Origin of the sequence: Azospira sp., assembly GCF_030247495.1 — a bacterium.
Lineage (GTDB): Bacteria > Pseudomonadota > Gammaproteobacteria > Burkholderiales > Rhodocyclaceae > Azospira > Azospira oryzae.
In genome coordinates this window covers 26,710-51,581 of record NZ_JAOTRW010000002.1, presented here as the reverse complement: position 1 = coordinate 51,581, position 24,872 = coordinate 26,710, and the positions used below count along the sequence as shown (strand labels likewise).

Sequence of the window (24,872 nt, the reverse complement as noted above, 5' to 3'; positions counted from 1 at the left end):
CCATGACTGGTCTCGAAATCAGCCTGGGAGTCGTGGTGCTCCTGGTGGTGCTGGCGTTGGCGTTCGATTTCATGAACGGCTTTCACGATGCCGCCAATTCCATCGCCACCGTGGTTTCCACCGGGGTCCTGAAGCCCCACCAGGCGGTGGCTTTCGCCGCCTTCTTCAACATCGTCGCCATCTTCATCTTCCAGTTGAAGGTGGCCACCACCATCGGCAAGGGCACCATTGATCCGGCCATCGTGGACCACATCGTCATCTTCGGCGCCCTCATGGGGGCCGTGGTGTGGAACCTGGTGACCTGGTTCTACGGCATCCCGTCCTCCTCCTCCCACGCCCTCATCGGCGGTCTGGTGGGGGCGGCCCTGGCCAAGTCCGGTCCCGATGCCCTGATCGCCGCCGGCATCCTGAAGACCGTGGCCTTCATCTTCGTCTCCCCCCTGCTCGGCTTCATCCTCGGCACCCTGCTCATGGTGGCGGTGTCCTGGCTGTTCTTCCGCACCACGCCGCGCAAGGTGGACAAGTGGTTCCGCCGCCTGCAGCTGGTTTCCGCCGGTCTCTACAGCTTGGGCCACGGCGGCAACGACGCCCAGAAGACCATCGGCATCATCTGGATGCTGCTCATCGCCGCCGGCCTGTCCCAGTCCAGCGACCCCATCCCCGTCTGGGTGGTGGTCTGCTGCTACGTGGCCATCGGCCTGGGCACCATGTTCGGCGGCTGGCGCATCGTCAAGACCATGGGCCAGAAGATCACCAAGTTGAAACCCGTGGGCGGCTTCTGCGCCGAGACGGGCGGGGCCATCACCCTGTTCCTGGCCACGGCCCTGGGCATTCCCGTGTCCACCACCCACACCATCACCGGCGCCATCGTCGGCGTCGGCTCTGCGCGCAAGTTCAACGCCGTGCGCTGGGGCATCGCCGGCGGCATCGTCTGGGCCTGGATCCTCACCATCCCCTGCAGTGCCCTCATTGCAGCCGGTGCCTGGTATCTGGGCAGCTTTCTGCTTTGATTCCCCGCCGCCCGCCCCGTCCGGGGCGGGCATAATGGAGCCTGACTCCATTTCCGCTCCACACCCATGGTCTGGCTCAAGCTTCTGGCGGTGATCGCCGCCTTCGTCCTGCTCGTCTGGTCTTTCCCCTTCCTTTGGGAAATCGGCATCGCCGCCATTTTCGGCGCCTGTTTCTGGCTCTTCGCCCGGCCGCCGCAAAACCGTCCCCCCGCCGACGACGGCCAGCCATGAAGGCGTTGCCCCAGCGTCTCCGCGGAGGGCTGTGGATTGCCGCTTCCGCCGCCGGTTTCGGCGCCATGGCCATTTTCGCCAAGCTGGCCTATGCCGAGGGCGTCGGCCTGGAAACCCTGCTCTTCCTGCGCTTTGCCCTGGGCGGCGCCTGCCTCGCCCTGATCCTGCGCTGGCGGCGCCAGGCCTGGCCGGCCCCGGCCCTCTGGCCCGGGCTGGCGGCCATGGGCGGGATCGGCTACGTGGGCCAGTCCTACTGTTACTTTGCCGCCCTGCGCCATGCCTCGGCCGGACTCACGGCGGTGCTGCTCTATCTCTATCCGGTGCTGGTGACCTTGCTCGCGGCCCTGCTGGGGCGCCAGCGGCTCAGCGGGCGCAAGCTGCTGGCGGTGGGGGCCGCCTTCGTCGGCACCCTGCTGACCATCGGCGGCAGCCTGGCGGGCACGCCCCTGGGCATCGGCCTGGGCCTGGCGGCAGCCCTCATCTACTCGGTCTATATCCTGGCCGGAGAGCGCCTGACGGCCCGGGCCGGGGCCCTGGCCTCGGCTGCAGTGATCATGCTGGCGGCGGCGGTGGTGTTCGGCGTGCTGGCTTTCCATGCCGCCTCGCCGTGGCCGGCTTCCCTGGCGGGATGGGCAGCGGTGCTGGGGATCGTGGTGTTTTCCACCATCGTCGGCATGGTGGGGTTCTTCGCCGGCATGGCCAAGCTGGGGGCGGCGGATGCGGCCACCCTGTCCACCCTGGAGCCGGTGGTGACCCTGGTGCTGGCGGCCCTGTTTCTCGGGGAGGTGGTGGGGGGCTGGCAGTTGGCCGGCGGCGCCCTCATCCTGGGCGCGGTGGTGGTCCTGGCGCGTAGCCCGGTTATGCCGGAGAGGCCCGCCGGATAAGGCGCTCCGGCCATGCCCCGGTGTCGTGCCCGGGGCATGGGCCTGGTGGCAGCGGGCTTACTCGGCGATGGGCCGGGCGGAGGTGATGAAGGAGAGGGCCTTGGTGCTGTAGAGGTCCACATGCACCGCTTCCACCTGGGGCGTGTTCACGGTGGCCTCGGCCTGCCAGCGGATGAGGAAGTTGGCGCCGGAACCGCCTTCGTCCTCCCGCCGCTCGATGAACAGCTCCAGGGTGCCCAGGGGCGGAATGGTGCGCACCTTGGGCACGAAATCCTTGAGCAGCTTGCCGTCCGTGTCGTAGTAGCGGGCCGAGAGCACCTTGATGGGGTTCTTCGTATCCGTGTTGCGCACGCTGACCAGGGCCGACAGGTAGGACTTGTCCGGATTGCCGCTCTTGTCCAGGTTGCCGTGCCAGAGGTGGGAATAGATGGGCAGGTAGAGGGTCTGGCTCTTGGCCTGGTAGATCTCCTGGGCCTGGACCGGGGCCACCAGCAACGCCCCGGCCAGCATCAGGCCGGCGAAGGTCTGCAGCGGGCGGAGCAGGCGATGGGGCAGGGCGTTGGCATTCATGGCAGTGGTCCAGTGGAAATGGTCAGAGGAGGAAGGCCCGCAGGGCGTCCAGCACCCGGTCCGGCTGTTCCGCCATCATGGCATGGCCGGCGCCGTCGATCTCGGCTTTGCGTACGTCCTTGAGGGCTTTCGCCAGGTCGCCGGCGGCCCGGGGCGGGGTCATCAGGTCCCGCTTGGCGATCACCAGCAGGGCCGGGCATTGCACCTTGGCGGCGGCTTCCAGACCGGTCTGGTAGTCGTTGCAGTTGGACAGGTCGACGAACAGGGAGCCGGCCCGGGCGCGGCGCATCAGGGCCAGGCTGGCCCCGGGCTGCCAGGCGCCGGGCACGGTGTTGCCGCCCAGGCCCTGGGCGTTGGACCATTGGTTGATCATGCGGTAGGCCTTTTCCGGCTTGTCCTTGGCGGCGGCCAGAAGTTGCTCGGAGACGGCCATGGGCACGGCGCTGCCGAGCAGGGCGATCTTGCCGATGCGGCCGGGGTGGCGGGCGGCGGCTTCCAGGGCGGTCAGGGAGCCCATGGAGTGGCCGGCCAGCACGGCCTTTTCCACGCCGGCCGCATCCAGCAGATCGGCCACCCAGTCGGCCAGGGCGCCGATGGAAGCCAGGGGTTCGCCGCCGGAGCGGCCGTGGCCGGGCAGATCCACCGCCAGCACGCTGTAGCCGTGGTTGGCGAAATAGCGGCTCTGCAGGCCCCACACCGTGTGGTCGTTGGCGGCGCCGTGGAGGAAGACCAGGGCGGGCTTCTTCGGGTCGAAGGTCTTGCCGCCGGTGTAGGCGTAGATCTTGGTGTCGCGGACGATCAGTTCCATGGCCCCCTCCTTACGCCACAGCCTTGGCCGCAGCGGCCAGGCCCCGGGACAAGTCTTCGATGAGGTCGTCCGCATCTTCCAGACCGACCGAGAGGCGGATGGTGCCGGCGCCGATGCCCGCGGCCAGCAAGGCTTCGTCGGACATGCGGAAGTGGGTGGTGGAGGCCGGGTGGATCACCAGGGACTTGGCATCGCCCACGTTGGCCAGGTGGGAGAAGAGCTTCAGGGTCTCGATGAATTTCTTGCCGGCGGGGCGGCCGCCCTTGACGCTGAAACTGAAGACGGAGCCGCAGCCGCGGGGCAACAGCTTCTGGGCCAGGGCATGGTCCGGGTGGCTTTCCAGGCCCGGGTAGGCGACGCTTTCCACAGCCTCGTGGGCAACGAGGAAATCCACCAGCTTGCGGGCGTTTTCCACATGGCGCTGCATGCGCAGGGGCAGGGTTTCGACGCCCTGCAGGATCTGGAAGGCGTTCATGGGGCTCATGCAGGCGCCGAAGTCGCGCAGGCCTTCGCGTCGGGCCCGCAGCAGGAAGGCGGCGACGGTGGATTCCTCGGCGAAGTCCATGCCGTGGAAACCGTCGTAGGGCTCGGTCAGAGTGGGGAATTTACCCGAGGCTTCCCAATCGAAATTGCCCGAATCCACCAGCACGCCGCCGACGGCGGTGCCGTGGCCGCAGAGGAACTTGGTGGCGGAGTGGAAGACCAGATCGGCGCCGTGCTCGAAGGGTTTCAGCAGGTAGGGGCTGGTGAAGGTGGAATCCACCAGCAGGGGCAGGCCGTGTTCGTGGGCCAGGGCGGAAATACGGGGGATGTCCAGCACGTCCAGGCCCGGGTTGCCCAGGGTCTCGCCGAAGAGCAGGCGGGTGTTGGGGCGGATGGCGGCGCGCCAGGCGTCCACGTCCCGGGTGGGGACGAAGGTGGTATCGATGCCGAAGCGGCGCAGGGTGTAGTCCAGCAGGTTGTGGCTGCCGCCGTAGAGGGCGCCGGAGGCGACGATGTGGCTGCCGGCCCCCATCAGGGTGGCCACGGCCAGGTGCATGGCGGCCTGGCCGCTGGCGGTGGCGATGGCGCCGACGCCGCCTTCCAGGGCGGCGATGCGCTCCTCCAGCACCGACACGGTGGGATTGGAAATGCGGGAATAGACGTGGCCGGCCCGTTCCATGTTGAAGAGGGCAGCGGCCTGGTCGGAGTCCTTGAAGACGAAGGAGGTGGACAGGTAGATCGGGGTGGCGCGGGCGCCGTACTGCGGGTCGGGCACCTGGCCGGCGTGCAGGGCCAGGGTGTCGAGGGTGTAGCCGTCCTTACCGGCCATGGGCGTTCTCCTGAGGGTCTCGTTGTTCTTTGGCTGTCAGGCCGGCATGTCCGGCAGCAGCATGTCTTCCAGCAGCCTGATGCGGTCCTTGAGCTGCAGCTTGCGCTTTTTCAGGCGCCGCACCAGGAGCTGGTCCGGCGGCGGGTTGGCGGTGAGGTGTTCGATCACCAGGTCCAGGTCCCGGTGTTCCACTTCCAGCTCGTGCAGCCGGCCGCGGATGATGCCGGCCTCGTCGTCGCTCAGGGTCATGGGCTGTTTACATTCGTAAAATGATCTTTGCCGGCGGCTTTCTTCCCGCGAGGGAAGCGGCCGCCAAGGCAGGATCGAGGACGCATTGTGGACCATTCCACAGCGTACGGAAAAGGGCATAGAATAGACCGTACAATTCTAACCTTATGGAGGAGATCCATGTCCCACACCGTCATTGTCGTTTTCGGCAAAGGCAAGGAGTACGAATTCAAGTTCACCCAGGCAGACCTCGGCGGCCAGACCGCGGAAGAGGCCCGTCGCTGGTTCGACAAGGAGTTCGTCACCCTGGAATGCGAACCCTCCAATCCGGTGGGCAAGGTCCTGATCATCGACAAGGTACTCAACGTCGCCAAGTACGGCGGCGAAGCCCGCTTCGCCGAGGCCGGCGGCTGGGCCAAGGACTTCACCCGTAACGCCGCCCTGGCCCTGGGCCGCGATACGGTGCGGGTGGATGTGGCCGATTTCATCATCGGTTACTGAAACCGCAGCGGCGGGAAAAAAGAACGGCGCACCTCGGTGCGCCGTTCTGCTTTTGTGCCTCAGTCTTTGCCATCGGCCAGGGCCGGGTGCCGGGCCAGCTCCCGGGTCCATTCCAGGGGCGGCTGGGATGCGGCGACGTACTGCCGGTACCGCCGCAGATAATCGCCCAGCAGGGTCCGGCCGGGGCCGGCCGCCGCTCCGCTGTAGGCCTGCAGCAGGCCCCGGTAGCACTGGCGGAAGCGGCGGGGCTCGCCCTGCCAGGCGTCCACCTGCTGCAGCAGCCGTTGCAGGAGCTGGGCGTCCTGCAGCAGGCGCCGGCCGTCCCAGGGATTGGGCCGGTCCACGGCGTGGCACAGGTATTTGAGATCGATGAAGCGCAGTCTGTCGCCGCTGCGGAAGGCCAGCAGGGCCCGGGCGGAGCGGGGCGAGGCGGCCAGGGCGCCGCTGTCGCCGAAGGCCAGGCGAATACGCTGCAGGGCCCGGGTCATGGGCGCCGGATCGGCGGGGTCGGCTGCCGGGTCCAGCCTGGGGCAGGGCTCCCCCAGGGCCAGGGCGAGGGCCTGCAGGTCGCTGCCGGTTTGGCTCACGGGGCATCCAGGGGGCAGCGGCTGTCCCCCTCCTGGAGGCGCGGCCGCAGGGCCGGAGCCCGTTCGCCGAGATCGCGGAATTCCAGGCGCAGTTCGATGCGGCGGCTTTCCTCGGCGCTGGCCTTCTGGAAATTGAAGGAGGAGCCGCCCACCAGGAACAGTTCCCGCACCGTCTGCTGGTCCGTCTCCGAGATGGCGTCGGCGCTGCCTGCCGGGCTGGCGAGGAGGGCGCAGAGGACCCGCTCCGAGCGCTGCAGGCTGAGATTGAGGTTGTACAGGTAGCTGCCCCGGGCATCGGCGAAGCCCTCGACCACGATCTGCTTCAGCCATTTACCGGCCACCGGGTCCCGGGCCAGGGCCAGGATCTTCGGCACCAGTTGCCGCAGCAGGCGGGCCTGCTCGGCGGAGAGCTTGTGGCTGTTGGTGTCGAAGCGGGCCCGTTCGCCGAAGTCCACGGACTGGCCGCGCAGGGTGACGCCGGGGAAGTCCCGGGTCATGTCCCGCACCCGCTGCAGCACCTCCCGGATGTCTTCCTCGCGCCGGGTCTTCTCCCGCTCGCTTTCGGAAATCTCGTGGGTGACCGCCAGTAGGGCCACGGTCATGGCCACCAGGAACAGCACCATGAGGCCCGACATGAGGTCGGAAAAGGAAATCCAGAAGGGCTTTTCCCCTTCCTCGCGGCGGGCGCGGCGCTTGCCGGGCAGGAGTCCGATCATGGCGGCGGTTTAGCCCTTGCCGTCGGCGAGGACGTCGCCCAGGTGTTCGATGGCGTCCTTCAGGTAGCCCACGGCCTCGGCCAGCTCCCGCTGGAACTGGGCGTTGCCGGCCTTGAGGGAACGCTCCACGTTGTCGGCGAAGGCGCCGTGGGCCTTGGCCAGGACCTCGCTGACGCCCTGCAGATAGACGTCGGCCCGCTGCTCGGCCCGGGCGAGGGACTGGGCGGCGCTTTCCAGGCGGCCCACCACCTCGCTGTTGAGGGCGGCCTCCCGCTGGGCCAGGGCCACCGTGCCCTGCACTTCCTGCAGCAGTTCCCGTAGGCTGGCGCCGACCTTGTGCTGCTGTTCCAGCAGCTGGCCGTTGCCGGCGCTGGCGGCGGCCAGGCTGCCGGCGGCGCTCTGGATGGCACGTCCGGCCTCGGCCACGGTCTGGGCGGTGTGGTCGAAGCTGCGCCCGGCGGCGGCGAAACCGCCGCAGGCCAGTTGCACGGCTTCGGCGCCGGCGCTGAGCTGGCCCATGGCCTGGCTGCCGGCCCGGTTGAAGCTGGCGACGCAGCTTTCCAGGGTGGCGGCGGCATTTTTCAGTTCCGTGGTGACGCCCTGCAGATGGCCGGCCACCTTGCCCATGAGCTTGTCGGTCTGCTCCGTCAGGCGCTCCTGCTGGGCCTGCTGGCCGCCGCCGATGGCCTCGGAGACGCCGGCCACCTGCTGGGCGAGCTGGCCGGCCAGCTGGGCCATGGATTCCTGGATGGCTTTTTCCAGACGCTGGCTGCTGGCCTCGAAACGCTGGCCGGTGGCTTCCAGGCTTTGCAGCAGGCGCTCCTGGCGCTGCTCCGCCTCCCGCTCCTGGCGTCCCAGCTGTTCGCCGATCTGCTGACCCACATTGCCCAGCAGGCCGTCCAGGGCCTGGCTGATGCCGCCGGCCACCGCCTTGCCCTGCTGGGCCTCCATCCGTTCCAGGGTCTGGGTCAGGCGCTCCAGGGGCGCGCGGATGCTGTCGCCGACGGCGCCGGCCAGGCCCGCCGTCATGTTCTCCAGCTGGCGCTGGCCGGCCTGTTGCTGCTGCTCCAGCAGGCTGGCCAGGGCCTGGCGCATTTCCGCCACCAGGGCCTGGCGCAGCTGGGCGGCCTGTTGTGCCGCCTGCTGGGCGGCGCCCTCGCTGGCGCCCACCAGGCGGGCCAGGTATTCCTCGCCGATGCCGGTGTCGAAGAGACTGTCGATGAGCTGGTTGAGGCGTTCCACCTGGCGGTAGCGGGCCACCACCAGGGATTTTTCGACCCAGGTGAGGAGCATGGCCAGACCGATGGCGATGGCGGAAATCTTGAAGGCGTGGCCGACGCCCTGGATCAGCTCCCTGAGGCTGCCCCGCACCACGTCGGCGCTGGCGGAAACCTCGAAGTGGGTGAGGCCGACGATGAGGCCGGAAAAGGTGCCGAGGATGCCGATGCCGGTGAGGATGCCCGGCAGGTGCTTGTAGAACTCGGCCCGCAGGGGCGTATCCACCAGGGCCTGTTCGGTGAGGAAGCTTTCCGCCAGGGCCGTGGCGCGCCAGCGGGGGCCGGCCTCGGTGCGGGTCGGGTGCAGGGTCTGGGCGTATTCGCGCCACAGGTGGGCCAGGGGCGGGGCGCCCATGATGTCGCGGCCGATCTGCTGGGGATCGGGGTTGCCGCCGCTCTCCCGCAGCTGCTCCAGCTGCCCGATGGTGCGGCGGAAGAGGCGGCCCAGGCCCAGGGCGGGCAGGACGAAGCGGAAGATGAAACCGGTGCAGATGGCCGCCAGGAGCAGGGCGATGACCAGCATGTGGCCCGGAATGTCGGTGGCGGCGAGGAGGGAAGTGAGGGAGGAAGGCATCGGGCCCGGCGGGTCAGGGTGGTCGGCAAAGGCGGCAACGAGCCCGGATTCTAGCACCCCGGCCCGGCGCTGCTGCCGGTGGCCTCCGCTACCGCAGCGGGGGAGCGGTGCGGGTCCGGGATTGATGCGGGTTTGGGGTGGCTGGAGGCCGGCGCCGTTCCTGGCCTCCAGCCATGGCATGGCCGGGAGGCGCTTGCCGCCTGCCCCGGCGGCAGGGGGTGTCCGAGGTGGTCGTCGCCAGGGCCTGGGTGGGAACTGTTTGCATCTGTCATCTTTGCAGAGTGGAAAGAAAGTTTCCAGGTGTCGGCTTTGTTACGTCGCAAGGTTTACAACTTTATGAAACGCCATTTCACGCGAGTTCCGTAGCTGCTTGATTGTTATGGTTTTGCCCTGTCTGGCACGGTTCTTGTAATCGTCCCACCCCAATAAGGGCGCGGCGATCCCCGCGCAACCATGCAAATAGCCCCGTGGGAACGGGGCAACAGACCGAGGGTGAGGCCATGCAAGAGCAAAAACTCCAGTCCCTGGAAATCCACGAGCACGTCATCGAGGCGGCCAAGCGCCTGGAAATGGGCCGCCGGGAATTCCTCCAGTTCTGTACGGCCATGGCCGCCACCCTGGGCCTGCCGGCCGGGGCCGAGGCCGCGGTGGCCGAGGCGGTGGCGGTGAAGAAGCGCCCCTCCGTCATCTGGCTGCACTTCCAGGAATGCACCGGCTGTACCGAATCCATGCTGCGGGCCGAGCATCCCACCATCGAGAAGCTGATTCTCGACGTCATCTCCCTCGACTACCACGAGACCCTCTTCGCCGCCGCCGGCCACCAGATCGAGGCCGCCAAGCAGGCCGCCATGAAGGCCAACAAGGGCCAGTACCTGCTGGTGGTGGAAGGTGCCATCCCGACCAAGGATGGCGGCATCTACTGCAAGGTGGGCGGCAAGACCGCCATCGACATCGTCAAGGAATGCGCCACCGACGCCGCCGCCATCATCGCCATCGGCTCCTGTGCCTCCTGGGGCGGCATGCCTTCCACCGACCCCAACCCCACCGGGGCCGTGGGGGTGAACAAGATCATCGACAAGCCGGTGGTGACCATTCCCGGCTGTCCGCCCAACCCCTACAACTTCCTTTCCACCGTGGTGCACTTCCTCACCTTCGGCCAGCTGCCGCCGGTGGATGAGCTGGGCCGTCCCAAGTTCGCCTATTCCCGCCTGGTGCACGAGAACTGCGAGCGCCGCGCCCACTTCGACGCCGGCCGCTTCGCCATGGAGTTCGGCGACGAGGGCCACCGCAAGGGCTACTGCCTGTACAAGCTGGGCTGCAAGGGTCCCGAGACCTACGCCAACTGTCCCACCATCCTCTTCGGCGACGCCGGCGCCGGCACCTGGCCCGTGGCCTGCGGCCACCCCTGCATCGGCTGTACGGAGCAGGGCGTGGGCTTCCAGAAACCCATCCACCAGACCGCCAAGGTCATGACCTACGCCCCGCCCGCCTCCTTCCCGCGCATCGTCGAGGAACAGGGCAAGGGCGCCTCCCTCGGGGCCGCCGCCGTGCTGGCTGCCGTGGCCGGGGCCGCCGCCGGGGCCGGGGCCATGGTGGCGAAGAACCTGGGTCTCTCCCACGCCGCCGAGGAGGCCGAGAAGGCCAAGCAGTCTTCCGAACAGAAACCCGCCGAGAAGGTGTGACCATGACTTCCCGTCGCAATTTCCTGAAAGGGACGCTGGCGGGGGGCGCAGCCGCGGCTGCGGTCTCCGTTTCGGTGAGTGGCCCGGCCTGCGCCCGGGACAACAATCCCCAGCCCGAGGGCGCCCTGGGCCTGCTCTACGACGCCACCCTGTGCGTCGGCTGCAAGGCCTGCGTCGCCGCCTGCAAGGAGGTCAATGGCAACCCGGCGGAGTTCTCCACGCCTGAACAGCTGTGGGATACGCCCCTGGATACCACTGCCAAGACCTTCAACGTCATCAAGATGTTCCGCAGCGGCACCATGGAGACGAAGGACGATCCGGACAACGGCTACGCCTTCATGAAGACCTCCTGCCTGCACTGCAACGATCCCTCCTGCGTCTCGGCCTGCCCGGTGTCGGCCATGACCAAGGACCCGGTCACCGGCATCGTCGGCTACGACGCCGACGCCTGCATCGGCTGCCGTTACTGCGTTGCCGCCTGTCCCTTCGGCATTCCCAAGTACGACTACTCCTCCGCCACCGGCAAGATCGGCAAGTGCGAGCTGTGCCGCCACCGCCTGCCGGAAGGCAAGTACGCCGCCTGTGCCGAGGTCTGCCCCACCGGCGCCACCCTCTACGGCAAGGTGTCGGACCTCAAGGCCGAGGCCGAACGCCGCCTCTCCCTCAAGCCCGGCACCAAAACCGTGTTCCAGCGCGGCCAGCTGGGGGGCAAGGACCAGAGCTACGAAAACGTGGTGGGCCATTACGTGCAGCACGTCTATGGCGAGAAGGAAGTGGGCGGCACCCAGGTGATCAAGCTGTCCGCCGTGCCCTTCGAGAAGGTGGGCCACAAGCCCCTGCCCGAGCGTTCCGCCTCCTCCAAGTCGGAAACCCTGCAACACACGCTCTACGGCGGGCTGGTGATGCCCCTGGCGGTGCTCGGCGTGATGACCTATTTCGCCAAGCGCAACGTCAAGCCTGACGACGACGAGCTGTAAGGGAGAGATCGCAATGTCTGCACAACAACACGCTGCACCCACCCCCGTCGGCGGCAAGCTGCTGACCCCGGTGACCCTCACCGCGGCGACCCTGATCGTGGTGGCCCTGGCCATCATCCTGGTCCGTTTCGTCTTCGGCCTGGGCGCCGTCACCAACCTCAACGACGGCTACCCCTGGGGCCTGTGGGTGGTGGGCGACGTGGTCATCGGTTCCGCCTTCGCCTGTGGCGGCTTCTCCGTGGCCATGCTGGTCTACATCTTCAACAGGGGCGAATACCATCCCCTGGTACGCCCGGCCCTGCTGGCCTCCCTCTTCGGCTACACCCTGGCCGGCGTCGGCGTCATCTTCGACCTGGGCCGCTGGTGGAACTTCTGGCACATCCTGACCCCGGGCTACGCCTCGGCCAACTCGGTGATGTTCGAAGTGGCCCTGTGCATTTCCCTCTACATCGTGGTGATGTGGATCGAGTTCTCCCCCACCTTCATGGAAAAGTGGGGCATGCACGAGAAGCGCAAGAAGCTGAACAAGGTGATGTTCTTCTTCATCGCCCTGGGCACCGTACTGCCCATGATGCACCAGTCCTCCCTCGGCTCCCTGCTGGTGGTGATGGGCACCCAGGTGCATCCCCTGTGGCAGTCCATGGCTTTGCCCCTGATCTACCTGCTTTCTGCTATCACCATCGGCTACGCCGTGATTCTCTTTGAATCCTGCATGGCCGCCGCCGGCTTCCGCCGCCAGATGGAGACCCACATCCTGACGCCCCTGTCCAAGGTCATGCTGGGCATGCTGGCGGTGTTCCTGGTGGTGCGGATGGGCGACCTGCTGGTCCGCGGCGCCTTGCCCCGGGCCTTCGAGGGCAGCCTGCAGGCCCTCATGTTCTGGCTCGAGATGGCCTGCTTCATCGCTCCCCTGGCGCTGCTGGGCAAGGAAGCCTCCCGCCGCAACCCGGCCCGACTCTTCGTCGGCGCCGTGCTGCTGATGCTGGGCGGCGTCCTGCTGCGCATCAATTCCTACCTGGTGGGCTACGAGACCGGCGACGGCTGGCACTACTTCCCCTCCGTCCCCGAAATGCTGGTCACCTTCGGCATGTTCGCCATCGAGGTCTTCGGCTACATCGTCATCACCCGCCGCTTCCCGGTCCTGGCCGCGGAAGACGCCGCTGCACACTAAGAATTCAAGGAGAAACCCAAAATGACCAAGCGCGTAACGATCGATCCGGTGACCCGCATCGAAGGCCACCTGCGGGTGGACGTGGAAGTGAATGGCGGCAAGGTGACCAAGGCCTGGTCCTCCGGCCAGATGTGGCGCGGTGTGGAGAACATCCTCATCGGCCGCGACCCCCGCGACGCCTGGGCCATCACCCAGCGCATCTGCGGCGTGTGCACCACCGTCCACGCCATCTGTTCGGTGCGGGCCGTGGAAGATGCGCTGAAGCTGGAAATTCCGGTGAATGCCCAGTACATCCGCAACATGATCATCACCGCCCACAACCTGCACGACTCCATCGTGCACTTCTACCATCTCTCCGCCCTCGACTGGGTGGACGTGGTCTCCGCCCTGCAGGCCGACCCGGACAAGGCTTCCGCCCTGGCCGAGAGCCTCTCGCCGTGGAACCGCAACGGCAAGCACGAGTTCCGCAAGGTCAAGGAAAAGATCGCCGGCTTCGTCAAGACCGGCCAGCTCGGCATTTTCACCAACGGCTACTGGGGCCACCCGGCCATGAAGCTGCCGCCGGAAGTGAACCTGATCGCCGTGGCCCACTACCTGCAGGCCCTGGAAATCCAGCGCTTTGCCTCCAAGATCGTTTCCGTCCTCGGTTCCAAGTCCCCCCACATCCAGAACGTGGCCGTGGGCGGCGTGGCCAACCCCCTGGCGGTGGATTCCCAGTCCGTGCTGACGGTGGAACGCCTGCTGGCGGTGAAGGAATGGATCGAAAAGCTGGACGAGTTCGTCAAGCAGGTGTACCTGCCCGACGTGGCCGTGGTCGGCGCCCATTACCCCGAGTGGACCAAGATCGGTCGCGGCATCGTGGACTACCTGTCCGTGCCCGACCTGCCCCTGGACGGCAAGGGCACCCAGTTCGCCCTGCCCGGCGGCTACATCCAGAACGCCGACCTCGGCACCTTCAAGCCCATCACCCAGTTCGGCGACAAGTACTTCGAGGCCGGCGTCTCCGAGGCCGTCAAGCACGCCTGGTACTCCTACAAGGACGGCGACAACGCCACCCTGCACCCCTACAAGGGCGAGACCACGCCGAACTACACGGACTTCCAGGACGAGGGCAAGTATTCCTGGCTGAAGTCCCCCACCTTCTACGGCAAGCCCGCCCAGGTCGGCCCCCTGTCCCGCATGCTGGCCATGCTGGCCGCCGGCCACGAGCCCACCAAGAAGTACGCCACCCTGGCCCTGGACACGGTCTCTTCCCTGGCCAAGACCAAGATCGGCCTGGATGCCATGCACTCCACCATCGGCCGCCATGCCTCCCGGGCCGTGGTGGCCTGTGTCCAGGTGGACGAACTGGCCCATCAGTGGGACCTGCTCCTGGCCAACATGGGCAAGGGCGACCTCAAGACCTACAACAAGCCCACCTTCCCCAAGGGCGAGATCGCCGGCGTCGGCTTCCACGAAGCGCCCCGCGGCGTGCTCTCCCACTGGGTGGTGATCGACGACGGCAAGATCAAGAACTACCAGTGCGTCGTGCCCACCACCTGGAACGCCGGCCCGCGTAACGAAAAGGGCGTTTCCGGCGCCTACGAGGCCTGCCTGCTGGACAACCCGGTGGCCGATCCCGAGAAGCCCCTGGAAGTGCTGCGCACCGTGCACTCCTTCGACCCCTGCCTGGCCTGCGCCGTGCATGTGGTGGACAAGGAAAACGACCAGGTGGTGAAGGTCAAGGCGGCCTGAGCCGCCGGTTTGACGGGAAGCGGCGGCGCCGGTGGTGCCGCCGTTTTGTTTGGTGCCCCGGCTGATCCCGCAGCATTTCTTGCGTTGCCTCAAACCGGCCCGGGGCCGGATTGTTTAAAGTGCCGCCCATGACTACTACCCCCACCATCGCCGTCCTTGGCGTCGGCAACATCCTCCTCACCGACGAGGGCATCGGCGTGCGCATCGTCGACGAGCTGCAGCGGCGCTACTCCCTGCCCGAGCACGTGCTGGTGCTGGATGGCGGCACCGCCGGCATGGAACTGCTGGAGCCCCTGGAAGGCCTGGACAAGCTCATCATCGCCGACGCCGTGCGGGTCGGCCAGCCGCCCGGTTCCGTCGTGCTGCTGCAGGGCGACGAGGTGCCCAAGTTCTTCCGCACCAAGATATCGCCCCACCAGATCGGCCTCTCCGACCTGCTGGCGGCCCTGGAACTGACCGAGAAGGCGCCCAAGGCGGTGGCCCTCATCGGTCTGCAGCCCGTCTCCCTGGATACGGGCATGGCCCTGACGCCGGAGGCGGAAGCCAAGGTGCCGGAAATGCTGGAACTGGTGCTGGCCGAGCTGGCCAAGGCCGGCGTCGTGCCCCAAGCCATTGAAGGGATCGCCTGATGTGCCTCTCCATTCCCATGCAGATCGTCGAGCTGGAAGGCGAGGAGGGCGAGTTCGCCTGGGTCGAGCGGGGCGAGGGCGAGCACTTCCGCCGGGAGCGGGTGAACATGATGCTGCTCGGGCCCCAGCCCGTCGGCACCTGGATCCTGGCCTCCCTCGGACTGGGCAAGGAAGTGGTGGAGGAAGAGGAGCGCCTGCTGATCGAGGACGCCCTGGCGGCCCTGGCCGAATCCCTGGAAGGGGACTACGACCCGGCCCGCCACTTCGCCGACCTCAACCGGCAGTAGGGGCATGAGTTCCTTCCGCCCCCGCGTACCGGCCTGGACGCCGCCCCCTGCCCGGGAAGGCAAGCCCTGGGCCGATGACCCGGCACCCCGGCTGGAGGAGCACTTCCGGCGCGTGCGCCAGGGCACCATGGCCGGCATGCCTTTCCTCAACGAGGCCCTGGCGGTGGCGGCGCTGCCCTTCGCCCGCGTTCAGGGCGACTGGGTCGGCATCGTGCTGACGCCCTGGTTCCTTCACGTCTATCTGCTGCCCGGTGGCGGCGAGCTGTGGCAGGACCTGGCCCAGGGCCTGCGCCGCCAGGTGCAGCTGCCGGCCGGGACCATGGATTTCATCGGTGACGAGGACGAGGCCCTGGGCCCGCTGCAGTACTGCGTGCTGCTGGCGCCGGTGCCCCAGTTCGCTACCCAGGACGAAGCCCTGGCGGCGGCCCGGGAAGCCCTGGACGCCCTGCTGACGCCGCCTCCGGCTGAGGCCGCCTCCACCCCCGCTGCCACCGTCGGCAACGAGGCAGGTGCGCCGGCCGCCACCGCTGCCGGCACTGCCGCTGCGGCCGCCACGGCCGAGAGCGCGGCCGTCAATGACGGGCGGCGGGGCTTCCTGCGGGGCATCCTGGGGCGCCCCTGAGGCCCCTTCCCGGCGCCGGCCGGGACTGCCGCAAATGCCACGTCAGGCCTGACGCTGAGGGACGGCGGCAGGCTTTTGCACTATCATGTGCGTGAATTATTTCGCATCCTGCAGCACTCACCGAGCATTTCCCTTCATGAGCAAGGCTTTCACCAAAGAGTCGGACGACGCGGACGAGGACGAACTCGAGCCCGCCCAGCGCCTGCCGATCGGCACCAAGAACTACATGACGCCGGTCGGCCACGCCCGTCTCAAGGCCGAACTGGAGCATCTGCTCAAGGTGGAACGGCCGAAGGTGGTGGAGGTGGTGCACTGGGCCGCCTCCAACGGCGACCGCTCGGAAAACGGCGACTACATCTACGGCAAGAAGCGCCTGCGGGAGATCGACCGCCGCATCCGCTTTCTCACCAAACGCCTGGACAACTCCCTGGTGGTGGATCCCCTGTTGCGGGAAGCCACGGACCAGGTGTTCTTCGGCGCCACCGTCACCATCGCCGACGAACAGGGCCAGGAACAGACCTACACCATCGTCGGGGTGGATGAAACCGATATCTCCCGGGGCCACATCAGCTGGATCTCGCCCCTGGCCCGGGCCCTGATCAAGGCCAGGGAAGGGGATACGGTGCGCTTCCAGAGCCCCATGGGCCAGCGGGAGATCGAGATCGTCGAAGTCCGCTACCTGGCCATCGAGTAAAGACAGAAATCATGCATTACGACCTGCCCATCTCCCAGATCCTGCGGCACGAGCTGCTGGAATGCGCTCCCCAGACCACGGTGGCGGAGGCGGCAGGGCGCATGCACCAGGCCCGCTGCGGCTCCATCCTGGTGGTGGAGCTGGGGGAGGTGCGGGGCATCTGGACCGAACGGGACGCCCTGGCCCTGAATTTCTCCGACCCCGAATCCATCCATCTGCCGGTTTCCCGGGTCATGAGCACGCCGGTGAAGACCGTGCGGGAAACGGACACCGTGGCCGACGCCGCCATCCGTTTCAAGCAGGAGCGCCTGCGCCACCTGCTGGTGGTGGACCGGGACGGGCGGCGCCTGGGCATCGTTTCCCAGACCGACATCGTGAACCACCAGGGGGTGGAGTTCTACGTGCACATGCGCGACGTGGGCTCGGTGCTGAAGAGCGCCCCCCTGCAGGTGCCCGGCAGCATGCCGGTGGCCGAGGCGGTGCAGTGCCTGCGGGAGGCCCGCAGCGACGCCGCCATCGTGGAGCACAACGGCCATCTGGGCATCCTCACCGGCCGCGACGTGCTGCGCCTGATCGGCCAGGAATCCCTCAACTGCAGCGCCGGCGAGGTGGCCACCTTCCCCCTCATCACCGTGCCGCGCAGTTCCACCCTGTACCACACGCGCAAGATATTCAACGACCGGCGCATCCGCCACCTGGGGGTGATGGACGAGCACGGCCGCATCACCGGCCTGCTCTCCTACGCCGACATCCTGGACAGCGTCGAGCAGGAATACGTGGCCGAGCTGCGGGCCGCCCTGCAGGAGCAGAGCCAGCGGCTGCAGCAGTCCCGCCACGCCCTGCTGCTGGCCTCCAAGGTGGCCGAGTCGAGCCAGCAGGCGATCATGATCGTCAATGCGGAACGGATCATCCAGTCCATCAACCCGGCCTTTTCCGCCATCACCGGCTATTCCGCCGAGGAGGCGGTGGGCCACGATACCCGCCTGCTCAAGTCCGGCCTCCACGACGCCGACTTCTACCGTCAGCTCTACGCCGACCTGGCGGCCTTCGGCGTGTGGAGCGGGGAAATCTGGAACCGGCGCAAGAACGGCGAGCTGTACCCGGAGAACCTCACCATCACCTCGGTCAAGGGGGAGGGCGGCCAGGTCATCAACTATGTCTGCGTGTTCACCGACATGACCGAGCAGAAGCGGGCCCGGGACGACCTCAAGGAAAGCCACCAGCGCCTGGAGCAGCAGTCCAGCCTGACCGAGATGATCCTGGACACCCTGCCGGTGATGGTCTTCGTCAAGGACGAGGACGGCCGCTACCTGGTCATGAACGAGGCCGCCGCCGCCTTCGTCGGCCACGACAAGCACGAGGTGGTGGGGCGCAGCGATTTCGAGCTGTACCCGGCCGACGTGGCTTCCCGCCTGCGCCAGGACGACATCAAGGCCCTGGCGGCGAAGAAGGTCACGGGCCGGGAAGAGAAGCACCTGACGCCCAAGGGCGAGCGCTACCTGCTCTCCTACAAGCGGGGCGTGGACCTGGGCGGGCGGCGCCTGCTCATCGGCAGCTCCACCGACATTTCCGAGCGCAAGCAGGCCGAGCAGCTGCTGGCCGCCGAGCGCCAGGTGCTGGAGCTGATCGCCAGCGACGCCTCCCTGCAGGTGGTGCTGGACGCCCTGTGCAACCGGGTCGAGTCCCTCATCTCCGACTGCTTCGCCGCCGTCCTCCTGCTGCAGCCGGACAACGGCCACCTGGTGCTGGGCTCCGCCCCCAGCCTGCGCCGCACCTGCCGCGACGTGGGCCAGAACTGCCCGGAAAACCCCGCGGTGTGCGCCTGTGCCGCCGCCATCCGCACCGGCAAGCAGATCATCGCCGAGCACATTGACGATTCGGAACAGTGGCAGGACTGCCGCGACTTTGCCTCGGCCCTGGGGCTGAAGACCGCCTGGTCCACCCCCATCGTCTCCCCGGGCAAGGAAGTGCTGGGCACCCTGTCCCTCTATTTCCGCCAGGGCCGGCGTCCCAACCGCTTCGACAAGGACGTCATCGAGCACGCCTGCCGCCAGGCCGCCATCGCCATCGACCGCAACCGGGCCATGGATTCCCTGCACCGGCTGGCCACCGTGGACACCCTGACCGGCCTCAACAACCGCTCCCGCTTCCTCGACCAGGGGGAGGCGGAGATCACTCGCGCCCGCCGCCTCGGACGCAGCGTGGCCGTGCTGATGCTGGACGTGGACCACTTCAAGCGCATCAACGACACCCACGGCCACGGGGCCGGGGACGTGGCCCTCAAGATCGTCGCCGCCATCATCGCCCGGGAGCTGCGGGCCATCGACATCTGCGGCCGTCTGGGGGGCGAGGAATTCGCCGTCATGCTGCCGGAAACCGACGGCCAGGGCGCCATGCAGGCCGCCGAGCGGCTGCGCCAGGCCGTGGCCCAGGAAAAGGTGCGGGTGGCCGAAGGCGTCGAGTTGGGCATCACCGTGAGCATCGGCGCCACCATCCTGGCGCCCCAGGATGCCAACATCGACCATCTGCTGGCCCGGGCCGACGGCGCCCTCTACGAAGCCAAGCGCAGCGGCCGCAATCTGGCGCTCTACGCCGCCCCCGGCAACATCCCCTCTTGAAATCCTGATTGCCGTCCCCATTTTCCGGGGCAACGACCGCGCCGGCCCCCGGGCCGGCACGGCGGCAACCGTTCGTTCCCACTTTTTACCCACGGAGTCTTGCATGGGCGCACCCAAGGAAACCCTCGGCTTTCAGGCAGAGGTCAAGCAGCTGCTGCAGCTGATGATCCATTCCCTCTACAGCAACAAGGAAATCTTCCTCCGCGAACTCGTCTCCAACGCTTCCGATGCCTGCGACAAGCTGCGCTTCGAGGCCCTCAACAACAACGGCCTCTACGGCGACGATTCCGAGCTGAAAATCCGCCTCTCCTTCGACAAGGCGGCCCGCACCCTGACCATTTCCGACAACGGCATCGGCCTCTCCCGGGAGGAAGCCGTGGCCCACCTGGGCACCATCGCCAAGTCCGGCACCAAGGAATTCTTCGCCTCCCTCTCCGGCGACGCCCAGAAGGACGCCCACCTCATCGGCCAGTTCGGCGTCGGCTTCTACTCCGCCTTCATCGTCGCCGACAAGGTCACCGTCATTTCCCGTCGCGCCGGCCTGGAGCACAACCAGGCGGTGAAATGGGAATCCGAAGGCGCCGGTGACTACTCCGTGGAAATGGTGGAGAAGGCCGGCCGCGGCACCGACGTGATCCTGCACCTGAAGGACGGCGAGGACGACTTCCTTAACGCCTGGAAGCTGAAGTCCATCATCCGCAAGTACTCCGACCACATCACCCTGCCCATCGTCATGAAGGCGGAGAAGTGGGACGAGGAGAAGAAGGAACAGGTCGCCACCGACGAAGACGAGACGGTGAACCAGGCCAACGCCCTGTGGGCCCGCCCCAAGAGCGAGATCACGGAAGAGCAGTACCAGGAGTTCTACAAGCACGTCGCCCACGACTTCGAAAATCCCCTGGGCTGGATCCACGCCAAGGTGGAAGGCAAGCAGGAATACACCCAGCTGCTCTACATCCCTGCCCGGGCCCCCTTCGACCTGTGGGACCGCAACGCCCGTCACGGCGTCAAGCTCTACGTAAAGCGCGTCTTCATCATGGACGATGCCGAGCAGCTGATGCCGCTCTACATGCGCTTCGTGCGCGGGGTGGTGGATTCCGCCGACCTGCCGCTCAACGTCTCCCGGGAAATCCTGCAGCAGAGCAAGGACATCGAGACCATCCGCGGCGGCTGCGTGAAGAAGGTGCTGTCCCTGCTGGAAGGCATGGCCGACAGCGACGACGCCGCCGAGAAGGAAAAGTACGCCGGCTTCTGGAAGGAATTCGGCAATGTGCTGAAGGAAGGCGTGGGCGAGGACTTCGCCAACAAGGAACGCATCGCCAAGCTGCTGCGCTTCGCCTCCACCCACCACGACACCACCGAGCAGAACGTCTCCCTGGCCGACTACGTCTCCCGCATGAAGGAAGGCCAGGAGAAGATCTACTACGTCACCGCCGAGACCTTCCTCGCCGCCAAGAACAGCCCCCACCTGGAAATCTTCCGCAAGAAGGGCATCGAGGTGCTGCTGCTCTCCGACCGCGTCGATGAATGGGTGGTGGGCCACCTCACCGAATTCGACGGTAAGCCGCTGCAGTCCGTGGCCAAGGGCGGCCTGGATCTGGGCAAGCTGGAGGACGAGGCCGAGAAGAAGGAGCAGGAAAAGGAAGCCGGCGAGTATAAGGAACTCACCGACAAGGTGAAGCAGGCCCTGGAGGCCCGGGTCAAGGACGTGCGCATCACCCACCGCCTGACCGATTCCCCCTCCTGCCTGGTCTCCGACGAGCATGACCTTTCCGGCAACCTGGCGCGCATGCTCAAGGCCGCCGGCCAGAAGGCACCGGAGGTCAAACCCATCCTGGAGATCAACCCCCACCATCCCGCGGTGCAGCGCCTGAAGTATGAGGAAGCCCGCTTCGACGACTGGGCCAACCTGCTCTTCGAACAGGCCCAGCTGGCCGAAGGCGGTCAGCTGGAAGACCCGGCCGGCTTCGTCAAGCGCATCAACGACCTGATGCTGGCCCTGTCCCTGGGCGGCAAGTAAGTCCTCCGCCAGGGCAGGCGAGGGCGGGGAGGCGGCATGGCCGCTTTCCCGCCCTTCGTATTTCTGGCATTTCCGCCGGCGAGGGCTTAGCATGGCGGAAAGAAACCACGCGCCGTACGTGGATATAACAAAGACCGCCATGAAATTCCGCCATTCCCGCCTCCCCCTGATGGCCGGCCTGTCCGGTCTCCTGGGTTTTTTCATCCTGGTCGGCGTCAGCCTGAAGAGCGACTACGACGGTCTGGAGGAGCGGGCCCGGGTCGAGGTGGGCAACCTGGGCCACCTCATGGAGCTGCACACCGCAGCCCGCATCCGCAACATCGACCAGATCCTGCAGGACGTGCAGGGCCACGTCACCCCCGAGGACATGGCCCGTTCCCAGGCCCAGCGTGGCGCCCGGGGCGAGGAGCTGGAGCGGCTGCTGCGGACCAAGCGGGAGATCGTGCCCGAGGTCCATGGCCTGCACCTGGTCAATGTGAAGGGGGATTTCCTCTACAGCTCCCTCAGTCCCCTGCCGCCCTACAACATGGCGGACCGCAGCCATTTCACCGCCCACGTGCAGAACCCGGAGGCGGGCCTGGTGATCGCCGAGCCGGTGCTGGGCCGCACCACGGGCAAGTGGACCCTGGCGGTGAGCCGCCGCCTCAACAATGCGGACGGCAGTTTCGCCGGGGTGGTGGTGGCCACCTTCCTGCCTGAATCCTTTGCCCCCTTCTACCAGAGCCTGGATCTGGGGCCCCACGGCAATGTCTCCATCCGCGACACCCATGCCCGCATGCTGATGCGCTTCCCGGCCCGGGACGACCGTATCGGCCAGCCGGTGGAATCCCATCCGGCCCAGCCCTACATGGCCCGGGGCGACCGGGAAATCCTGATGAAGATCCGCAGCGGCACGGACCAGGTGGAACGGCTGGTGAGCATCCGCAAGGTGGGCGAGTATCCGCTCTACGTCTTTGCCGGCATGGCGCCGGAGGACTACCTCAGCAACTGGCGCAGCAAGCTCTACTACTACAGTGCCGGCAGCCTGCTATTGGCGGCGGTGGTGCTGGGCCTGCTGGTGATCAACCGGCGCGGCGAACGGCAGGAGGAGTCGGCCCTGCGGGCCCTGGCCGAAACGGAGGGACGTTACCGCCTGCTGCTGGAAAACCTGCCGGTGGGCGTCATCCACTTCGATTCCCGCCTCTGTCTGACCTTCTGCAACGAGCGTTTTGCCGCCATGGTGGGCAGCACGGTGCAGGCCTTGCAGGGCCTGGATCTGCAGCGCCTGCGGGACCAGTCGGTGCTGCCGGCCATGCGCCAGGCCCTGGCCGGGGAGGACGGCACCTACGACGGCAGCTACCGCACCACCCTCAGTCATATCGACGTGTGGATATCCTTCCGCGCCAATCCCCTGCGCGATGCCAGCGGCGCCATCATCGGCGGCATCGGCATCGTCGAGGACGTGGGCGAGAAGCGGCGGGCCGAAGACAGCCTGCGGCAAAGCGAGCGGAACTTCCGCACCATGGCCGACTTCACCTACGACTGGGAATACTGGCAGGGGGCCGACGGCCGCATCGTCTACATGACCCCCTCGGTGGAACGCATCACCGGTTACGGCGTCCAGGCCTTTGCCGACGATCCTTCCCTGCTGCAGCAGATCGTCCACCCCGACGACCGGCAGGAGTTCCAGGAACACCTCAACCAGGCAGTCTTCCATCACGAGCACATGGTGGACTTCCGCATCGTGCGCCGGGACGGGCAGGTGCGCTGGATTGCCCACGGCTGCCAGGCGGTGGTGGGAGAGGAGGGGGAGGCCCTGGGGCGGCGGGTGAGCAACCGGGACGTGACCGAGCGCAAGACCCTGGAAGCGGAACTGCAGGCCCTCAACAGCCGCCTGGAGGCCCGGGTGCAGGAGGAACTGGCGAGCAACCGGGAAAAGGACCAGCTGCTGATCCAGCAGTCCCGCCTGGCGGCCATGGGCGAGATGGTGCACAACATCGCCCACCAGTGGCGCCAGCCCCTCAACGCCCTGGGCCTGGTGATCGCCAACATCCGCGACGACTTCGCGTTTGGCCAGCTGGATGCGGCGGCCCTGGACGAAAGCGTGGGCCGGGCCCTGAAGCTGCTGCAGCGCATGTCCACCACCATCGACGATTTCCGCAATTTCTTCCGTCCCGACCGGGACCCGGCGGACTTCGACCTGGGGGCGGCGGTGGAGGATGCGGCCTTCATCATGGAGGCCTCCCTGAAGAACAACGATATCGCCCTGGAACGGGCCATCGAGCCGGACCTGCGGGCCTGGGGCTTCCACGGCCAGTTCTCCCAGGCCGTGCTCAACGTCCTGGCCAACGCCAAGGAGGTGCTGCAGGAGCGCCATGTGCGCCCGGCCCGCATCCGCCTGCAGGTCAGCCGTTGCGACGGCCAGGTGGAAGTGACGGTGGAGGACAACGCCGGCGGTATCCCCGGCAACGTCCTGGGGCACATTTTCGAGCCCTATTTCACCACCAAGGAGCAGGGCAGCGGCATCGGCCTGTATATGACCAAAATGATACTGGAGCGCAGCATGCACGGTAAAATAAGGGCTGAAAACACCGCCGAAGGCGCCCGCTTCGTCCTCACCGTGCCTTTGTACACCCTTCCGCCCACGGCCCCAATGCAATGAACGCCCTCGAAAAAGACCAAGACGCGGAATTCCTGCGCACCCTCAGCCTGCTTTACGTCGAAGACGAGGAAGAGGTGCGCCGGGAACTGACCCGCTTCCTCTCCCGCCGTTTTGCCAAGGTGGACGTGGCGGCCAACGGCCAGGAAGGGCTGGAACTGTTCCGTCAGCACGGCGGCTACGACATCGTCGTCACCGACGTGCGCATGCCGGTCATGGACGGCCTCTCCATGGCCGCCGCCATCAAGGACATCCAGCGGGAAGTGCCGGTGATCGTCATCACCGCCTACAACGAGATGGACTATTTCGTGCGGGCCATCGAGATCGGCATCGACCGCTACATCACCAAGCCGGTGGACCCTTTCCTGCTCATGGAGGCGGTCAGCCGCAGCGCCAAGATGCATTTCCACCAGCGGGAAATCGAGCGGGCCCGGGAGGAAACCACCGAGGCCCTGAACCAGGTGGTGGCGGTGCTGGCGCGGGCCATCGAAGTGCGGGACCCGTACACCGACGGCCACCAGAAGCGGGTCTCCCAGCTGGCCGGGGCCATCGCCGAACGCATGGGCCTGCCGGCCGCCCAGGTGGCGGGCATCCGGGTGGGGGCGTCGATCCACGACATCGGCAAGATCCAGGTGCCGGCCGAGTTCCTCAGCATGCCGCGGCGACCCTCGCCGGACGAGTTCGCCCTGATCAAGGCCCATGTGGAAGCGGGCTACGAGATCCTTGGCGACGCCACCTTCCCCTGGCCCATCGCCCAGATGGTGCGTCAGCACCACGAGCGCCTGGACGGCTCCGGCTATCCCCAGGGCCTGAAAGGGGACGAGATTTCCCTGGAGGCCCGCATCATCGCCGTGGCCGACGTGGTGGAAGCCATGAGTTCGGACCGTCCCTACCGGGCGGCCCTGGGTCTGGAAGCGGCGAAGGAGGAAATCCGCCAACACCGGGGCACCCTCTACGACGGGGCTGCGGTGGATGCCTGTCTGGCGGTGCTGGAGAGCAATCCGGAACGCTACGTGGGGACGGCCGCCTGAGAGCGGCCGCATAACACCGGGAACAACGGGAAAGGACGGGGAGGGCTCAGGCTCGGCCCCCGGCAGGCTGG

The 24,872-nt window shown here is 67.2% G+C and carries 23 protein-coding genes; 16 read left to right on the top strand and 7 right to left on the bottom strand.

Annotated elements, in window-relative coordinates; genetic code table 11:
- Positions 1–2: 2 nt before the first annotated feature.
- From OEL49_RS00240 to OEL49_RS00230, 3 genes are all read left to right on the top strand, one after another.
- Positions 3–1,010, top strand: coding sequence for an inorganic phosphate transporter (locus OEL49_RS00240; protein ID WP_130458749.1), 1,008 nt, complete (start codon positions 3–5; stop codon positions 1,008–1,010).
- A 66-nt stretch (positions 1,011–1,076) separates the two neighbouring features.
- Entirely contained in the window at positions 1,077–1,241 is a 165-nt protein-coding gene (locus tag OEL49_RS00235) for a hypothetical protein (RefSeq protein ID WP_287873715.1), read from the top strand.
- Positions 1,238–2,125, top strand: coding sequence for a DMT family transporter (locus OEL49_RS00230; RefSeq protein WP_287873714.1), 888 nt, complete (start codon positions 1,238–1,240; stop codon positions 2,123–2,125). Before OEL49_RS00235 ends, OEL49_RS00230 begins: the two co-directional genes overlap by 4 nt.
- A gap of 57 nt (positions 2,126–2,182) precedes the next feature.
- Here OEL49_RS00230 and OEL49_RS00225 read toward each other — a convergent pair whose 3' ends face one another.
- From OEL49_RS00225 to OEL49_RS00210, 4 genes are read right to left on the bottom strand one after another with little or no spacing between them, the layout of a single operon-like run.
- Entirely contained in the window at positions 2,183–2,695 is a 513-nt protein-coding gene (locus OEL49_RS00225) for a DUF3124 domain-containing protein (RefSeq protein WP_287873713.1), read from the bottom strand.
- Between the two features lie 22 nt (positions 2,696–2,717).
- Entirely contained in the window at positions 2,718–3,503 is a 786-nt protein-coding gene (locus tag OEL49_RS00220; protein WP_287873712.1) for an alpha/beta fold hydrolase, read from the bottom strand.
- Between the two features lie 10 nt (positions 3,504–3,513).
- Positions 3,514–4,815 (bottom strand): O-acetylhomoserine aminocarboxypropyltransferase, encoded by a 1,302-nt coding sequence (locus OEL49_RS00215; protein ID WP_287873711.1) that lies wholly within the window; start codon positions 4,813–4,815, stop codon positions 3,514–3,516.
- Positions 4,816–4,851: 36 nt separating this feature from the next.
- A complete protein-coding gene (locus OEL49_RS00210) occupies positions 4,852–5,064 on the bottom strand; it encodes a YdcH family protein (protein WP_014238032.1) in 213 nt (70 codons plus the stop codon).
- A 159-nt stretch (positions 5,065–5,223) separates the two neighbouring features.
- Between OEL49_RS00210 and OEL49_RS00205 the strand changes: the two genes are divergently transcribed.
- Positions 5,224–5,544 (top strand): hypothetical protein, encoded by a 321-nt coding sequence (locus OEL49_RS00205; protein ID WP_130458744.1) that lies wholly within the window; start codon positions 5,224–5,226, stop codon positions 5,542–5,544.
- A 59-nt stretch (positions 5,545–5,603) separates the two neighbouring features.
- Here the strand turns inward: OEL49_RS00205 and OEL49_RS00200 are convergent, their stop codons facing one another.
- The 3 genes from OEL49_RS00200 to OEL49_RS00190 are packed head-to-tail and all read right to left on the bottom strand — an operon-like array spanning position 5,604 to position 8,698.
- Positions 5,604–6,131: a hypothetical protein gene (locus OEL49_RS00200; protein WP_287873710.1), complete on the bottom strand. Its 528-nt coding sequence runs from the start codon at positions 6,129–6,131 to the stop codon at positions 5,604–5,606.
- Positions 6,128–6,847 carry an OmpA family protein gene (locus tag OEL49_RS00195; RefSeq protein ID WP_287873709.1) on the bottom strand — a complete coding sequence of 240 codons (720 nt, stop codon included), beginning with the start codon at positions 6,845–6,847 and terminating at the stop codon, positions 6,128–6,130. The genes OEL49_RS00200 and OEL49_RS00195 overlap by 4 nt, the downstream gene beginning before the upstream one ends.
- Positions 6,848–6,856: 9 nt before the next feature.
- Positions 6,857–8,698: a hypothetical protein gene (locus tag OEL49_RS00190; protein ID WP_287873708.1), complete on the bottom strand. Its 1,842-nt coding sequence runs from the start codon at positions 8,696–8,698 to the stop codon at positions 6,857–6,859.
- A gap of 500 nt (positions 8,699–9,198) precedes the next feature.
- Here OEL49_RS00190 and OEL49_RS00185 point away from each other — a divergent pair, with 500 nt between their 5' ends.
- The 12 genes from OEL49_RS00185 (at position 9,199) to OEL49_RS00130 (ending at position 24,801) form a co-directional block, all read left to right on the top strand.
- On the top strand, positions 9,199–10,380 hold the full coding sequence (locus OEL49_RS00185; RefSeq protein WP_014238027.1) for a hydrogenase small subunit: 1,182 nt from the start codon (positions 9,199–9,201) through the stop codon (positions 10,378–10,380).
- A 2-nt stretch (positions 10,381–10,382) separates the two neighbouring features.
- On the top strand, positions 10,383–11,357 hold the full coding sequence (gene hybA / locus OEL49_RS00180) for a hydrogenase 2 operon protein HybA (protein ID WP_014238026.1): 975 nt from the start codon (positions 10,383–10,385) through the stop codon (positions 11,355–11,357).
- A 13-nt stretch (positions 11,358–11,370) separates the two neighbouring features.
- Positions 11,371–12,528, top strand: a complete 1,158-nt coding sequence (gene hybB / locus OEL49_RS00175) for a Ni/Fe-hydrogenase cytochrome b subunit (RefSeq protein WP_014238025.1) — start codon at positions 11,371–11,373, stop codon at positions 12,526–12,528.
- A 21-nt stretch (positions 12,529–12,549) separates the two neighbouring features.
- On the top strand, positions 12,550–14,262 hold the full coding sequence (locus tag OEL49_RS00170) for a nickel-dependent hydrogenase large subunit (protein ID WP_014238024.1): 1,713 nt from the start codon (positions 12,550–12,552) through the stop codon (positions 14,260–14,262).
- 128 nt (positions 14,263–14,390) lie between these two features.
- On the top strand, positions 14,391–14,891 hold the full coding sequence (locus tag OEL49_RS00165; RefSeq protein WP_287873707.1) for a HyaD/HybD family hydrogenase maturation endopeptidase: 501 nt from the start codon (positions 14,391–14,393) through the stop codon (positions 14,889–14,891).
- Entirely contained in the window at positions 14,891–15,178 is a 288-nt protein-coding gene (hypC, locus tag OEL49_RS00160) for a HypC/HybG/HupF family hydrogenase formation chaperone (RefSeq protein ID WP_014238022.1), read from the top strand. Before OEL49_RS00165 ends, hypC begins: the two co-directional genes overlap by 1 nt.
- Positions 15,179–15,182: 4 nt before the next feature.
- Positions 15,183–15,800: a [NiFe]-hydrogenase assembly chaperone HybE gene (gene hybE, locus OEL49_RS00155; protein ID WP_287873705.1), complete on the top strand. Its 618-nt coding sequence runs from the start codon at positions 15,183–15,185 to the stop codon at positions 15,798–15,800.
- A gap of 136 nt (positions 15,801–15,936) precedes the next feature.
- Positions 15,937–16,494 carry a transcription elongation factor GreB gene (gene greB, locus OEL49_RS00150; RefSeq protein WP_014238020.1) on the top strand — a complete coding sequence of 186 codons (558 nt, stop codon included), beginning with the start codon at positions 15,937–15,939 and terminating at the stop codon, positions 16,492–16,494.
- Positions 16,495–16,505: 11 nt separating this feature from the next.
- Positions 16,506–19,112 carry a diguanylate cyclase gene (locus tag OEL49_RS00145; protein ID WP_287873704.1) on the top strand — a complete coding sequence of 869 codons (2,607 nt, stop codon included), beginning with the start codon at positions 16,506–16,508 and terminating at the stop codon, positions 19,110–19,112.
- Positions 19,113–19,215: 103 nt separating this feature from the next.
- Complete coding sequence (gene htpG / locus OEL49_RS00140; RefSeq protein ID WP_152088968.1) at positions 19,216–21,132, top strand: molecular chaperone HtpG; 1,917 nt, start codon at positions 19,216–19,218, stop codon at positions 21,130–21,132.
- A 139-nt stretch (positions 21,133–21,271) separates the two neighbouring features.
- On the top strand, positions 21,272–23,773 hold the full coding sequence (locus OEL49_RS00135; protein WP_287873703.1) for a PAS domain S-box protein: 2,502 nt from the start codon (positions 21,272–21,274) through the stop codon (positions 23,771–23,773).
- On the top strand, positions 23,770–24,801 hold the full coding sequence (locus OEL49_RS00130; RefSeq protein WP_130458734.1) for an HD domain-containing phosphohydrolase: 1,032 nt from the start codon (positions 23,770–23,772) through the stop codon (positions 24,799–24,801). Before OEL49_RS00135 ends, OEL49_RS00130 begins: the two co-directional genes overlap by 4 nt.
- Positions 24,802–24,872 lie beyond the last annotated feature (71 nt).